Origin of the sequence: Georgenia satyanarayanai (genome assembly GCF_009193135.1) — a bacterium.
In the GTDB taxonomy this organism is placed as follows: Bacteria; Actinomycetota; Actinomycetes; order Actinomycetales; family Actinomycetaceae; genus Oceanitalea; species Oceanitalea satyanarayanai.
Window position 1 is genome coordinate 1 of the sequence record NZ_VUKC01000009.1, and the last position, 12,764, is coordinate 12,764.

Genomic DNA, 12,764 nt, shown 5'->3' on the forward strand with positions numbered 1-12,764 from the left:
CCTGAGCCAGGATCAAACTCTCCGTAAATGTCTATCGCCACCCCACAAAGGGGGTAACAACCATACGAAGAAACACCCACCACCCAAAAGAGCAGCGAGCGATCCAGGCAAACACCCACCCGCAGAAGGAACCACGGGCAAGCATCAACCAAACAAACTAACAACCCCGACACCCGACCCACGCCCACCACAACGGCAGACGAACAAGCCAGACACCAGGACCATATTTGGCATCAAAAAACTTGGCACACTGTTGAGTTCTCAAGAAACAGACACACACCGCCAGGACCCGGACCATCAGACCCGAACCCCGGACCGGGGCAACCTCTTCAACTTACCCGATCGAACCAGCCCCGTCAACTCACTTCTCCAGGGCCACTCTCTCGACCACCACAACCCGCGGGCGTGACACAGTCACTCGCTTCGGTGTGGACTCGCCAACCCCGGGACCGGCCGCCCAGCCTCCCGGCCTAGCGTCCGTGCCTCCCTGGGGGGCAACGAGGTGAAACATTACGCGGCCCGCAACCCACCGTCAACTGCGCCCCACCCACCCCGTGCACCACCCGGGAATGTGCCGGTGACCTGCGCGTTTGCCTCGCTCGAACGGCCCTCGCCCGACTCCGGCTGCGGATATCACGCCTGTGCGGTCGTTCACACGGCGCGTCGCCCGGCGGTGACTGCCGGCTCGGCTATACGCGCGCGCCCGCAGACGCCGAACGCCCGCCGGCCGAGTGGCCGACGGGCGTCGTGTGGGGCCGAGGTCAGGCCCCGGCCACCTCGGCGACAGCGAGGTTGCGGCGCCCGCGGCGCAGCAGGACGAACCGTCCCGCAAGCAGGTCCTCGGGCGCGAGCACGTGGTCCTCGTCGGTGAGCTTGACGTTGTTGAGGTAGGCACCGCCCTCGGCGATGGTCCGGCGCGCGGCTGACCGCCCCGCCGCCAGACCCGTTGCGACGAGAAGGTCGACAAGGTTCGACTCCCCCACCACCGCCTCGCCGCGCGGCAGCTCGGCCACCGCGTGCCCGAGCGTCTCGGCGTCGAGGCCCTGCAGCTCGCCGCGCCCGAAGAGCGCCTGCGAGGCCCGTTCCACCCGCTCGGTCGCCTCCGCACCGTGGACCAGGGTGGTGACGTCCTGGGCGAGGACCCGCTGCCCCTCCCGGGCCTTGGGTCGCTCGGCCACCGCGGTGACGAGCTCGGCGATCTCCTCCCGGCTGCGGAAGGTGAAGATCTTGAGGAAACGCTCGACGTCGCCGTCGTCGGTGTTGAGCCAGAACTGGTAGAAGGCGTACGGGCTCATCATGTCCGGGGCGAGCCACACCGCCCCGCCCTCGCTCTTGCCGAACTTCGTGCCGTCGGCCTTGGTGATGAGCGGGGTCGTCATCGCCTGGACGCCCGTGCCGTCGGCCTTGCGGATGAGCTCGACCCCCGACAGCAGGTTGCCCCACTGGTCGTTGCCGCCGGTCTGCAGGGTGCAGCCGTAGCGGCGGTGGAGCTCGCGGAAGTCCATGCCCTGGAGGATCTGGTAGCTGAACTCGGTGAAGGAGATGCCCTCGTCGCTGGCGAGGCGCCGCGCGACGGTGTCCTTGGCGAGCATCGTGCCCAGCCGGTAGTGCTTGCCGATCTCCCGGAGGAAGTCGATCGCGCCCAGGTCGCTCGTCCAGTCGAGGTTGTTGACCATCCGCGCGGCGTTCTCGCCCGCGAAGTCGAGGAACGGCTCGATCTGCCTGCGCAGGCGCTCGGTCCACTCACCGACGACCTCGCGGTCGTTGAGCGTGCGCTCCCCCGACATGCGCGGGTCGCCGATGAGCCCGGTGGCCCCGCCGACGAGCGCGATCGGCCGGTGACCGGCGCGCTGGAGGTGGCGCAGGAGGATGAGCTGGACGAGGTGCCCGTGGTGGAGGCTGGGCGCCGTCGGGTCGAAGCCGCAGTAGTAGGTGACCGGTCCCGCGGCGAGGGCGGCGCCGATGGCGTCGCGGTCGGTGGCCTGGGCGATGAGCCCGCGCCACTCCAGCTCCTCGAGGATGTCACTCACGTCTGCGTACCTTCCTGGTCGGTCGGGACCGGTCCGGCCCCGGGGACTAGTGTGCCCCGTCCGCTCAGCGGCCGGGTCCGCCGTCCGTCGGCCGACGACGGCGGCGCACCCCGGGCCGGTAGGCGGAGACGGTGGGCTCGCCGGGCAGCCAGAAGCGCCACGGGAAGGTCTCGCCGTCACCGCCCGGGCCGGAGACACCGACACGCGGTCCGGCCGCCACCTCGGCCGCCGGCGTGGCGGGCGCGACGAGCTCGGCCCGCCCTCCGGCCTCGAGGACCACACCGTTGTCCGGGCCGGCCAGGCCCAGAGCCTGGGCCATGCGCGCCGGGCCGCGGGCGAGATCGACGTCCTTCCTGGCGGCCGGGCGGCGCGAGCGCGCCAGCTCGACGCCGTCGACGACCTCTCCGGCCCGCAGCAGGACCGCGCTGGCACGGCCGTCGTCCCCGCACACGACGTTCGCGCACCAGTGCATGCCGTAGGTGAAGTACACGTACAGCCGCCCGGGCGGCCCGAACATCACCTCGGTGCGCGGGGTGAGCCCCCGGTAGGCGTGGGAGCCCGGGTCGTTGCCGCCGTCGTAGGCCTCGACCTCGGTGAGCCGGACGGTCACCGCTCCCGCGTCGTCGCGCACCGTGAGGTGCGCGCCGAGCAGGAGCGGCGCCACGTCCAGCGACCGCCGGCTGAGGTCGAGCATCAGGCGCTCGTCCACTCCCGCAGCTGGGTGAGTGCCGTCCGCGCCGCCTCGAGCTGCTCGGCCACCCGGTCCGGCGCGGTGCCACCGCGCCCGTTCCGGGAGGCCACGGAGCCCTCGACGCTGAGCACCGCACGCACATCGGGGGTGAGGTGCGGGGAGATCGCGGCGAGCTCGGCGTCGGTGAGGTCCCACAGCTCGGTGCCCGCGGTCTCGCAGGCCTGCACGCAGGCGCCGGCGATCTCGTGCGCGTCGCGGAACGCGACGCCCTGGCGCACCAGCCACTCGGCGATGTCGGTGGCCAGCGAGAAGCCCTGCGGGGCGAGCTCGGCCATCCGGGCGGTGTCGAAGGTGAGCGTGCCGACCATGCCCGAGACCGCCGGGAGGAGCACCGAGAGGGTGTCGACGCCGTCGAAGACGGGCTCCTTGTCCTCCTGGAGGTCCCGGTTGTAGGCGAGCGGCAACCCCTTGAGGGTGGCGAGCAGGCCGGTGAGGTCGCCGATGAGGCGCCCCGCCTTGCCGCGCGCGAGCTCGGCGACGTCGGGGTTCTTCTTCTGGGGCATGATCGAGGAGCCGGTGGAGAAGGCGTCGTCGAGGCGGACGAACCCGAACTCCTTGGTGGCCCAGACGATGACGTCCTCGCTGATCCGCGAGAGGTCCACGCCCACCATCGCGACGACGAAGGCGAACTCGGCGACGACGTCGCGCGAGGCGGTGCCGTCGATGGAGTTCTCCACCGAGTCGGTGAAGCCGAGGTCGGCCGCCACGGCCCGCGGGTCGAGCCCGAGGGAGGAGCCGGCGAGCGCACCGGAGCCGTAGGGCGAGATGGCCGCCCGCCGGTCCCAGTCCACGAAGCGCTGGACGTCGCGCAGGAGCGGCCACGCGTGCGCGAGGAGGTGGTGGGCCAGCAGCACCGGCTGGGCGTGCTGGAGGTGGGTGCGGCCGGGCATGACGGCGCCCGGGTGGGTGGCGGCCTGGTCGACGAGCGCACCGACGACGTCGAGCACCCCGCCCGCGAGCAGGCGCGCCTGCTCACGGAGGTAGGAGCGCACGAGCGTGGCGATCTGGTCGTTGCGCGAGCGCCCGGCGCGGAGCTTGCCGCCCAGCGCGGGTCCGGCGCGCTCGATGAGGCCGCGCTCGAGGGCGGTGTGGACGTCCTCGTCGTCGGGCTGGGGCCCGAAGGCCCCGGAGACGACGTCGGCCTCGAGCCGGTCCAGTGCCTCGAGCATCCCGGTGAGCTCGGCGTCGTCGAGCAGACCGGCCACCGCCAGCGCCCGGGCGTGGGCCCGGGAGCCGGCGATGTCGTGACGGGCCAGGCGCCAGTCGAAGTGCGTCGAGCGGGAGAGCTCGGTGAGCGCGTCGGCCGGGCCGCCGGCGAAGCGCCCACCCCACAGGCTCAGCGGCGCGTCAGCCATGGCTGGCCTCCAGCGACCCGGTGCCGAGGTCCACCGCGTTGCCGAAGGCGGCGTCGCGAGCGGCGGCGAGCTTGGCGGTGAGGCCGTAGATCTCGATGAAGCCCTTGGCGTTGGACTGGTCGAAGGTGTCGCCCGAGTCGTAGGTGGCGAGGTTGAAGTCGTACAGGCTCGTGTCGCTGCGGCGGCCGGTGACGACGGCGCGGCCGCCGTGGAGGAGCAGACGGACCTCGCCGGTGACGTAGCGCTGCGTGTCGTCGATGAAGGTGTCGAGGGAACGCTTGAGCGGGGAGAACCACTGGCCGTCGTAGACGAGCTCGGTCCAGCGCTGGTCCACACCCTTCTTGAAGCGGGCCTGCTCGCGCTCGACCGTGACGTTCTCCAGCTCCTGGTGCGCGGTGATGAGCGCGATCGCGCCGGGCGCCTCGTAGACCTCGCGGGACTTGATGCCGACGAGGCGGTCCTCGACGATGTCGATGCGGCCCACGCCCTGGGCGCCGGCGCGGCGGTTGAGCTCCTGGATGGCCTGCAGCGGGGTGACCGGGACCCCGTCGATGGCGACCGGGATGCCTTCCTTGAAGGTGATGACGACCTCGTCGGGGACCGGCGGGAAGGCCGGGTCGTCGGTGTAGCTGTAGACGTCCTTGGTGGGCGCGTTCCAGATGTCCTCGAGGAAGCCGGTCTCGATGGCCCGTCCCCACACGTTCTGGTCGATGGAGAACGGGTTGTTCTTCGTCGTCTCGATCGGCAGCTGGTGGCGCTGGGCGTAGTCGATGGCGACGTCGCGGGTGAGGGCGAGGTCGCGGACGGGGGCCAGGCACTTGAGGTCGGGCGCGAGGGAGGTGATGCCGACCTCGAAGCGGACCTGGTCGTTGCCCTTGCCGGTGCAGCCGTGCGCGACCGTGGTGGCCCCGAACTGGCGGGCGGCACGCGCGAGGTGCTTGACGATCACCGGGCGGGAGAGCGCCGAGACCACCGGGTAGCGGTCCTGGTAGAGGGCGTTGGCCTTGAGCGCCGGCATGCAGTACTCGTCGGCGAACTCGTCCCGGGCGTCGGCGACGTAGGCCTCGACGGCACCACAGTCGAGGGCTCGCTGGCGGATGACGTCGAGGTCCTCCCCGCCCTGGCCGACGTCGACGGCGACGGCGATGACCTCGGCGCCGGTCTGCTCGCCGATCCAGCCGATGGCCACCGAGGTGTCCAGCCCGCCGGAGTAGGCGAGCACCACCCGCTCCTTGCCGGAGGTCGGGGCGGTCGCGGGGATGGTGCTGTCAGTCATGCGTGGTCTCTTTCCATGGATGGTGCGGGAGTGCGGTCGGCCCCGGTGCGGGCCGGTGCGGGGGTGGTCGGGGCCGCGAGGGCGAGGAGGCGGGCGGCGAGCTCGGCGCCGGCCTCCTCGTCGCGGGCGATGACGAGGACGGTGTCGTCCCCGGCGATGGTGCCGATGACGCCGGGCAGGACCGCGGTGTCGACGGCGGAAGCGAGCAGCTGCGCGGCGCCGGCGGGGGTGCGGAGCACGACGAGCGCGCCGGACCGGTCCGCCGAGACGAGGAGCTCGCCGCACCAGCGCGCCAGACGGGCCGCGCCGTGGCCCTGCTCGGGCGCGACGGGCGGGGCCATCGCGCCGGCCGCGCCCTCCTGCGGGAGGGCGTAGACCTGGCGGCCGTCGGGCAGGGTGATCTTCCCGGCGCGCAGCTCGACGAGGTCGCGCGAGAGCGTCGCCTGGGTCACCTGGACGCCGTGGGAGGCCAGCTGGGCGCTCAGCTCGCTCTGGGAGGAGATGCGCTCGTTGGTGAGCAGCCGGGAGATGAGGGCGTGGCGCGCCGGCCGGGTGACGGGCATGCTCACGGCGTGGCCCCGAGGAGGTGGACGAGGACGGCCTTCTGCGCGTGGCGGCGGTTCTCCGCCTCGTCCCAGATGACCGAGCGGGGCCCGTCGACGACCTCCGCCGTCGCCTCCATCCCCCGGTAGACCGGCAGGCAGTGGAGGAAGACGGCGTCCTCGCCGCGCGCCATGAGGCGCTCGTCGACCCGGTAGGGGACGAAGGGCGACTCGCGCTCCCCCGCCTCGCCCTCCTGGCCCATCGACACCCACGTGTCGGTGGCGACGGCGGTGACGCCGTCGACGGCCTCGTCGGGGTCGGTCGTGACGAGTACGCTGCCGCCGGTCTCCGCCGCGACGGCGCGGGCGCGCTCGACGACGGCGGGGTCGGGGGCGTAGTCGGCCGGTGCGCCGATCCGCACGTCCATGCCGGCGGTGACACCACCGAGCAGGTAGGAGTGGGCCATGTTGTTGGCGCCGTCGCCGAGGTAGGCGAGGGAGCGCCCGGCAAGGGCGGGGCCGTCCGCTGCCACGCCGCCGCGGTGCTCGGCGACCGTCTGGAGGTCGGCGAGGATCTGGCAGGGGTGGAACTCGTCGGTGAGCGCGTTGACGACGGGCACGGCGCTCACGGCCGCGGCCCGGTCGAGCCCGGACTGGGCGAAGGTGCGCCAGACGATGGCGGCGACCTGCCGGTCGAGCACCCGCACGGTGTCCTCCACCGACTCCCCGCGACCCACCTGCGTGGCGGCGGAGTCGAGGACGAGCGGGAAGCCGCCGAGCTCGGTGATGCCGACGGAGAAGGAGACGCGGGTGCGGGTGGAGGCCTTGTCGAAGAGGACGGCCACCGAGCGGCCCTCGAACGGCCGCGGTGCGACCGTGCCGGCCTTGAGCTCGAGGGCGAGCTGGAGGACCGAGCGCTGGGCGTCGACGGACAGGTCGTCGTCACGCAGGAAATGGGCGGTCATGCGGCACCTCCGACGGCGTCGAGGACGGCGGGCAGGTCGGCGAGGAAGCCGGCGGCCTGCTCGTGGCTGAGGATGAACGGGGGCGCGAGGCGGACGGCGTCCGGCGCGACCGGGTTGACGATGTAGCCGGCCGCGAGGGCCGCCTGCGCCACCTGGGGCGCGACGGGGTCGGTGAGCATGATCGCCAGGAGCAGGCCCTCGCCGCGGACGCCCGCGACGAGCGGGTGGCCGGTCGCGGTGACGCCCCCGCTCAGCTGGCGGCCGCGCTCGGTGACGGCGGTGAGCAGCCCGTCGCGCTCGATGACGTGCATGGTCGCCAGCGCGGCGGCGGAGGCCACGGGGTTCCCGCCGAAGGTGCTGCCGTGCTGGCCGGGGCCGAGCAGGGTGGCGGCGTGCTCGCCGAGGGCGACGACGGCGCCGATCGGCAGCCCGCCGGCGAGCCCCTTGGCGAGGACGACGAGGTCGGGCACGACCCCGCCACCGACATGGTCGTGGTGGTGGGCCATCCACCGTCCCGTGCGGCCCATCCCGGTCTGCACCTCGTCGAGGACGAGGAGCGCGCCGTGGCGGGAGGTGAGCTCCCGGGCGGCGGCGAGGTAGCCGGGAGGCAGCGGACGCACGCCCGCCTCGCCCTGGAGCGGCTCGAGGACGAGGGCGGCGACGTCGTCGTCCATGGCGGCGGCGAGGGCGTCGACGTCGCCGAAGGGCAGGTGCTCGACACCGCCGGGCAGGGGGGCGAAGGGGTCGCGGTAGGCGGCCTTGTGGGTGAGCGCGAGGGCGCCCATCGTCCGGCCGTGGAAGGCGCCCTCGAGGGCGAGCACCCGCGGGCGGGTGCCCTCGCCGTGGCGGCGGGCCAGCTTGAAGGCGGCCTCCATCGCCTCGGTGCCGGAGTTGGCGAGGAAGACGCGCGAGCCGGCGGGCGCGCCGCCGGGCGAGACGACCTCGAGGAGCCGCTCGGCGAGGTGCACCTGGGTGGGGGTGGCGAAGAAGTTCGACACGTGGCCCAGGGTCCCCAGCTGCGCGGAGACCGCGGAGACGAGGGTGGGGTGGGCGTGGCCGAGGGAGTTGACCGCGATGCCGGCGAGAAGGTCGAGGTAGCGGCCGCCGTCGGCGTCCCACACCCACGCCCCCTCCCCGCGCACGAGGACACGCTGGGGCGGGCCGAAGGTGTTCATCAGGGCGCCGGTGTAGCGCTCGGCCCACACCGCCGCGGGCTGCTGGGTCTCGGGGACGATCTCGCTCACGGTGCCTCCGGGTGGGTGGACTGGGAAGCCCAGTTGGGCAGGACGAGGGTGCCCACGCCCGCGTCGGTGAAGATCTCCAGCAGCACCGAGTGCGGCTGGCGGCCGTCGATGATGTGCGCCTGCGGCACGCCGCCCTGCACGGCGCGCAGGCAGGCCTCCATCTTCGGGACCATCCCGGACTGGAGGTCCGGGAGCATGAGGGCGAGCTCGCTCGCGGCGATGCGACGCACGATCGAGGAGCGGTCGGGCCAGGCGCGGTACAGGCCCTCGACGTCGGTGAGGACGACGAGCTTGCGGGCACCGAGCGCGACGGCGAGCGCCGCGGCAGCGGTGTCGGCGTTGACGTTGAGGACCTGGGAGGGGTCGGTGACGTCAGGCGCGATCGTCGAGATCACCGGGATGCGGCCCGCGGCGAGGAGGTCCTCGACGGCGGAGGGGTGCACCTCGACGACGTCGCCGACGAGACCGACGTCGACCGGCTCGCCGTCGACGACGGCGGTGCGGCGCTCGGCGCGCAGCAGCCCGCCGTCCTCCCCGGAGATACCGACGGCGTGGGCGGTGTCCACGTTGAGGAGGGAGACGAGGTCGCGCTGCACCTGGCCGGTGAGGACCATCCGCACGACCGCCATCGCCTCGGGGGTGGTGACCCGCAGGCCGCCACGGAACTCCGAGGCGATCTGGAGGCGGTCGAGCATGGCGGAGATCTGCGGCCCGCCGCCGTGGACGACGACCGGCTGCATACCGACCTGGTGGAGGAACAGGACGTCCGCGGCGAAGGCGCGCTGGAGCTGCTCGTCGACCATCGCGTTGCCGCCGTACTTGATGACGACGCGGGTGCCGGCGAAGCGGCGCAGCCAGGGCAGGGCCTGGAGGAGGACCTCGGCCTTCTGGTCCGGGCGCAGGCTGTCGGGGAGCTCGGTCATGTCGAGTAGGCGCTGTTCTCGTGGACGTAGTCGTGGGTGAGGTCGTTGGTCCACACGGTGACGGGCGGGGCGTCCCCGGCGTGGAGGGCGATCTCGACGTGGATCTCGCGGTCCGCGGCGAGGTCGACGAGCGAGCGGTCCTCCCCCACGCCCCCGGCCCGGCACACCTGGACGCCGTTGATGGTGACGTCGAGGAGCAGCGGGTCGTAGGGGGCGACGTCCTCGGGGACGGTGCCGGCGGCGGCGATGATCCGCCCCCAGTTGGGGTCGTTGCCGAACATCGCGGCCTTGAACAGGTTGGAGCGGGTGACGGCGCGGGCGACGGCGAGCGCGGCGGTCTCGTCGGTGCCGCCGGTCACGGTGACGGCGACGTCGTGGCTGGCCCCCTCGGCGTCGGCGATGAGCTGGCGGGCCAGCTGCTGGGCGGCACTGGTCAGGGCCTCCTGGAAGGCGGCCGGCTCCGGGCGCACACCGCTCGCGCCGGAGGCGAGGAGGATGACCGTGTCGTTGGTCGACATCGCCCCGTCGGAGTCGACGCGGTCGAAGCTCAGGCGGGTGGCCTCGCGGAGCGCGGCGTCGGCCTGGGCGGCGTCGAGCTCGGCGTCCGTGGTGAGGACGCAGAGCATCGTGGCGAGCGCGGGGGCGAGCATGCCGGCGCCCTTGACCATCCCACCCACCGACCAGCCCCCGCCCTCGACGTGGACGGTCTTGGCGACGGTGTCGGTCGTCATGATCGCCTCGGCGGCGTCCCGGCCGCCGTCCGCGGACAGGGCAGCGGCCGCCGTGTCGATACCGGCGGTGAGGGCAGGCATGTCGAGCCGCTCGCCGATGAGGCCGGTGGAGCAGACGAGGACGTCCCCGCTGGAGACGCCGAGCCGTTCGGCGACGTGCTCGGCGGTGGCGTGGGTGTCGGCGAAGCCCTCCGGGCCGGTGCACGCGTTCGCGCCGCCGGAGTTGAGGACGACGGCGCGGGCGATCCCGTCCCCGACGGCGGTGCGCGACCACACGACGGGGGCCGCGACGACGCGGTTGGTCGTGAAGACGGCCGCCGCGACGGCGGAGGGGCCGTCGTTGACGACGAGCGCGACGTCCCTGCCGCCGGAGCTCTTGAGCCCGGCGGGGACGCCGGCGGCCCGGAAGCCGCGTGCTGCGGTGACGGTCACGGGGCGACTCCCACGGTGCTGAGGCCGAGCTGCTCGGGCAGCCCGAGCGCGAGGTTCATGGACTGGACGGCGGCACCGGCGGTGCCCTTGACGAGGTTGTCGATCGCGCAGACGGCGACGACGCGGCGCGCGCGCTCGTCGACGGTCACCTGGACGTGGGCGGTGTTGGCGCCGAGGGTGGCCGCGGTCGTGGGCCACCGCCCCTCGGGCAGGAGCCGGACGAAGGTCTCCCCCCCGTAGGCGTCCTCCCAGGCGGACCGGACCCGCGCCGTCGTCGTCCCCGCGACGAGGGGGGCGGTGACGGTGGCGAGGATGCCGCGGGCCATCGGCACGAGCGTGGGGGTGAAGGACAGGCGCACGTCCCCCGCGCCGGCGCGGCGCAGGTTCTGCTCGATCTCCGGCACGTGCCGGTGGGTGCCGCCGACGGCGTAGGGGGTGGCGGTGCCCAGGCCCTCGGCGGCGAGCAGGTGCGGCTTGAGGGACTTGCCCGCGCCGGAGTAGCCGTTGGCGAGGACGGCGACGACGTCGGTCGGGTCGACGACGCCGGCGCTGACACCGGGCTGGAGGGCGAGTGTGACGGCCGTGACGTTGCACCCCGGGACGGCGACAGTGCGCGCCTCCCGGAGGACGGCCCGCTGGGCGGCGGCGGTGCCGCTCTCCCCCGCGTGCCGCAGCTCGGGCATGCCGTAGGGCCAGGCACCGGCGAAGGTGCCGCCGTAGAAGTCGTCCCAGTCGGCGACGTGCTCGAGGCGGTGGTCGGCACCGCAGTCGAGGAGCAGCGGTGTGGGACCGTCGAGCGCGGCGAGGGCGTCGGTCAGCTCGCCCGACGCGCCGTGCGGGAGGGCGAGGACGACGACGTCGTGCCCCGCCAGCCGCGTGGGGTCGGTGGGCTCGAGGAGCCGGTCGGCGAGCGGCAGGAGGTGGGGCTGGTGCTGACCGAGGAGGTCGCCGGCACTGGCGTTCGCGGTGAGCGCGCCGATCTCGACCTCGGGGTGCGCGAGGAGCAGCCGCAGGACCTCTCCACCCGCGTACCCGCTCGCTCCGGCCACGGCCACAGAAACAGTCACCCGCATAACTATACACAGCAGTGAATGAAAGGCTCACAAGGTCGAGCCGCCACGCCGGAGGACCCTCCCGGCGACGCCCATCCCACGGGTTGGCGGTCCAGTCAGCGGGCCGGCCGTGAGACCGGGTGCCCTACTCCTGCCGACGCCGCCGCCGTCCGCGAGCGAGCACGTCGCGGGCGAACCCGGGGTCCGGGATCCTCGCGCGCGGCTTGCGCGACCGCTGCTTCTCCCGGAGCCGAGCGCGGTCCTCGAGCTTCAGCGGGTCCAGCACGTGGTCGACGGCGGCGAGGATCGAGCCGCGGAGCAGCCACAGCCCGGTCTCCTCCCGCGGGTCGACCAGGAGCAGCTCGGTGAGGATGGCACGCGCTTCACCGGCGAGGTTCAGGCTCTCTGCCAGGTTCCGTTCGACCTCGACCTCGGAGCTGTGGGCCTCGGCCTCGACGAGCGCGCCGAAGGCCTCCAGACAGTCCGCGACATGATCGAGCAGGACGGCGAACGCGGGGCGGACCTGCTCGCCGTAGCCGTCGTCGGGCGTCTCGTGCTCGGGCGCCTCCGCGAACATGGTGGCGAGAAGGGCACGGATCCCGAGCAACGAGCGATCGAGGGACGCCAGTCCGGCCCGGAGGACCGGTTCGACCTCGGGGGTGCCGATCGCGCGGGGGTTGAAACGCCGCATGTCCGTGACCGTGCTGATCGCCGCCTCCGTGCGCTCCATGGCCAGGGCGATGGCGCGTGCCTCGTCCAGCCAGCTGCCGACCGCGCCCTTGGTGATCGGGTGCTGGGCCATCGACGAGGCGGCTGCCCGCAGGCACGCGGCCTGGCCGTTGGCGACGTTGCGCACGTCGGTCACCGCGGCCCGGAAGGGAACGGGCGGCGGCAGCAGCAGGTTGAACGCCATCCCGACGCCGGCACCGATGAGCGTGGTCAGCACGCGAGTCTCCGCCGCGACCTCCGAGCCCGCCGTGCCCAGGATGAGCATGGCGCTGATCGCCGTCTCCAGCCGCTGGTCACCGAGGCGTAGGACCGCGGCGAGCAGGAGGGCGAGCGCGATCGCTCCTCCCAGGCTCCACCAGGTCAGCCCCACCCACGTCGACAGCGTGACCGCCACCAGCACCCCGGTCAGCACGGCGCCCACTCGGACGACGCCCATCTGGAAGCTTGCCGTCGCCGACGCCTGGACCACCAGGAGGGCGGTGAGCGCGCCCGTGAGATCGATGGGGCCGTCGACCAGCCACACCGTCAGCAGGTAGGCCACGACGGAGGCGGTCGTCAGCCTGGCCACCCACGCCAGGAGCGACAGCACCGGTTGCGGCAGCAACCAGGCCGGCGCCACCTGCCCCCACCTGCGCCACCGGCGCAGCGCTCCCCGGGCACGGGCTGACTCGGGCACGGCGACTCCCCGTCGGTCGGAGATAGCGAGCCTACAAGCCGACGGCCGACTGGCCGAT

The 12,764-nt window shown here is 73.3% G+C and carries 11 protein-coding genes; all 11 read right to left on the minus strand.

The window, feature by feature from the left end:
* Window positions 1-761: 761 nt before the first annotated feature.
* Window positions 762-2,030 carry a tyrosine--tRNA ligase gene (tyrS, locus tag GD632_RS10715; RefSeq protein WP_152191948.1) on the minus strand — a complete coding sequence of 423 codons (1,269 nt, stop codon included), beginning with the start codon at window positions 2,028-2,030 and terminating at the stop codon, window positions 762-764.
* 64 nt (window positions 2,031-2,094) lie between these two features.
* Window positions 2,095-2,724 (minus strand): DNA-3-methyladenine glycosylase, encoded by a 630-nt coding sequence (locus tag GD632_RS10720; RefSeq protein WP_152191950.1) that lies wholly within the window; start codon window positions 2,722-2,724, stop codon window positions 2,095-2,097.
* Complete coding sequence (argH, locus tag GD632_RS10725; RefSeq protein ID WP_152191952.1) at window positions 2,724-4,136, minus strand: argininosuccinate lyase; 1,413 nt, start codon at window positions 4,134-4,136, stop codon at window positions 2,724-2,726. The genes GD632_RS10720 and argH overlap by 1 nt, the downstream gene beginning before the upstream one ends.
* Entirely contained in the window at window positions 4,129-5,412 is a 1,284-nt protein-coding gene (locus GD632_RS10730; RefSeq protein ID WP_152191954.1) for an argininosuccinate synthase, read from the minus strand. Before GD632_RS10730 ends, argH begins: the two co-directional genes overlap by 8 nt.
* Window positions 5,409-5,975 (minus strand): arginine repressor, encoded by a 567-nt coding sequence (argR, locus tag GD632_RS10735; RefSeq protein ID WP_152191957.1) that lies wholly within the window; start codon window positions 5,973-5,975, stop codon window positions 5,409-5,411. The genes GD632_RS10730 and argR overlap by 4 nt, the downstream gene beginning before the upstream one ends.
* A 2-nt stretch (window positions 5,976-5,977) precedes the next feature.
* A complete protein-coding gene (gene argF / locus GD632_RS10740) occupies window positions 5,978-6,919 on the minus strand; it encodes an ornithine carbamoyltransferase (protein WP_152191959.1) in 942 nt (313 codons plus the stop codon).
* Complete coding sequence (locus GD632_RS10745; protein ID WP_405002534.1) at window positions 6,916-8,163, minus strand: acetylornithine transaminase; 1,248 nt, start codon at window positions 8,161-8,163, stop codon at window positions 6,916-6,918. Before GD632_RS10745 ends, argF begins: the two co-directional genes overlap by 4 nt.
* Complete coding sequence (gene argB / locus GD632_RS10750) at window positions 8,160-9,086, minus strand: acetylglutamate kinase (RefSeq protein WP_226924805.1); 927 nt, start codon at window positions 9,084-9,086, stop codon at window positions 8,160-8,162. Before argB ends, GD632_RS10745 begins: the two co-directional genes overlap by 4 nt.
* Window positions 9,083-10,249, minus strand: coding sequence for a bifunctional glutamate N-acetyltransferase/amino-acid acetyltransferase ArgJ (gene argJ, locus GD632_RS10755; RefSeq protein ID WP_152191964.1), 1,167 nt, complete (start codon window positions 10,247-10,249; stop codon window positions 9,083-9,085). The genes argB and argJ overlap by 4 nt, the downstream gene beginning before the upstream one ends.
* Window positions 10,246-11,322, minus strand: coding sequence for an N-acetyl-gamma-glutamyl-phosphate reductase (gene argC, locus GD632_RS10760; protein WP_193311443.1), 1,077 nt, complete (start codon window positions 11,320-11,322; stop codon window positions 10,246-10,248). Before argC ends, argJ begins: the two co-directional genes overlap by 4 nt.
* A 124-nt stretch (window positions 11,323-11,446) precedes the next feature.
* Window positions 11,447-12,706: an FUSC family protein gene (locus GD632_RS10765; protein ID WP_193311444.1), complete on the minus strand. Its 1,260-nt coding sequence runs from the start codon at window positions 12,704-12,706 to the stop codon at window positions 11,447-11,449.
* Between the last annotated feature and the right edge of the window lie 58 nt (window positions 12,707-12,764).

Bases quoted from the DNA above. Each gene is read 5' to 3' on its own strand.
- argB (WP_226924805.1), bottom strand. From the start codon at position 9,086: ATGACCGAGCTCCCCGACAGCCTGCGCCCGGACCAGAAGGCCGAGGTC.
- argH (WP_152191952.1), bottom strand. From the start codon at position 4,136: ATGGCTGACGCGCCGCTGAGCCTGTGGGGTGGGCGCTTCGCCGGCGGC.
- argC (WP_193311443.1), bottom strand. From the start codon at position 11,322: ATGCGGGTGACTGTTTCTGTGGCCGTGGCCGGAGCGAGCGGGTACGCG.
- GD632_RS10720 (WP_152191950.1), bottom strand. From the start codon at position 2,724: ATGCTCGACCTCAGCCGGCGGTCGCTGGACGTGGCGCCGCTCCTGCTC.
- argF (WP_152191959.1), bottom strand. From the start codon at position 6,919: ATGACCGCCCATTTCCTGCGTGACGACGACCTGTCCGTCGACGCCCAG.
- GD632_RS10730 (WP_152191954.1), bottom strand. From the start codon at position 5,412: ATGACTGACAGCACCATCCCCGCGACCGCCCCGACCTCCGGCAAGGAG.
- argR (WP_152191957.1), bottom strand. From the start codon at position 5,975: ATGCCCGTCACCCGGCCGGCGCGCCACGCCCTCATCTCCCGGCTGCTC.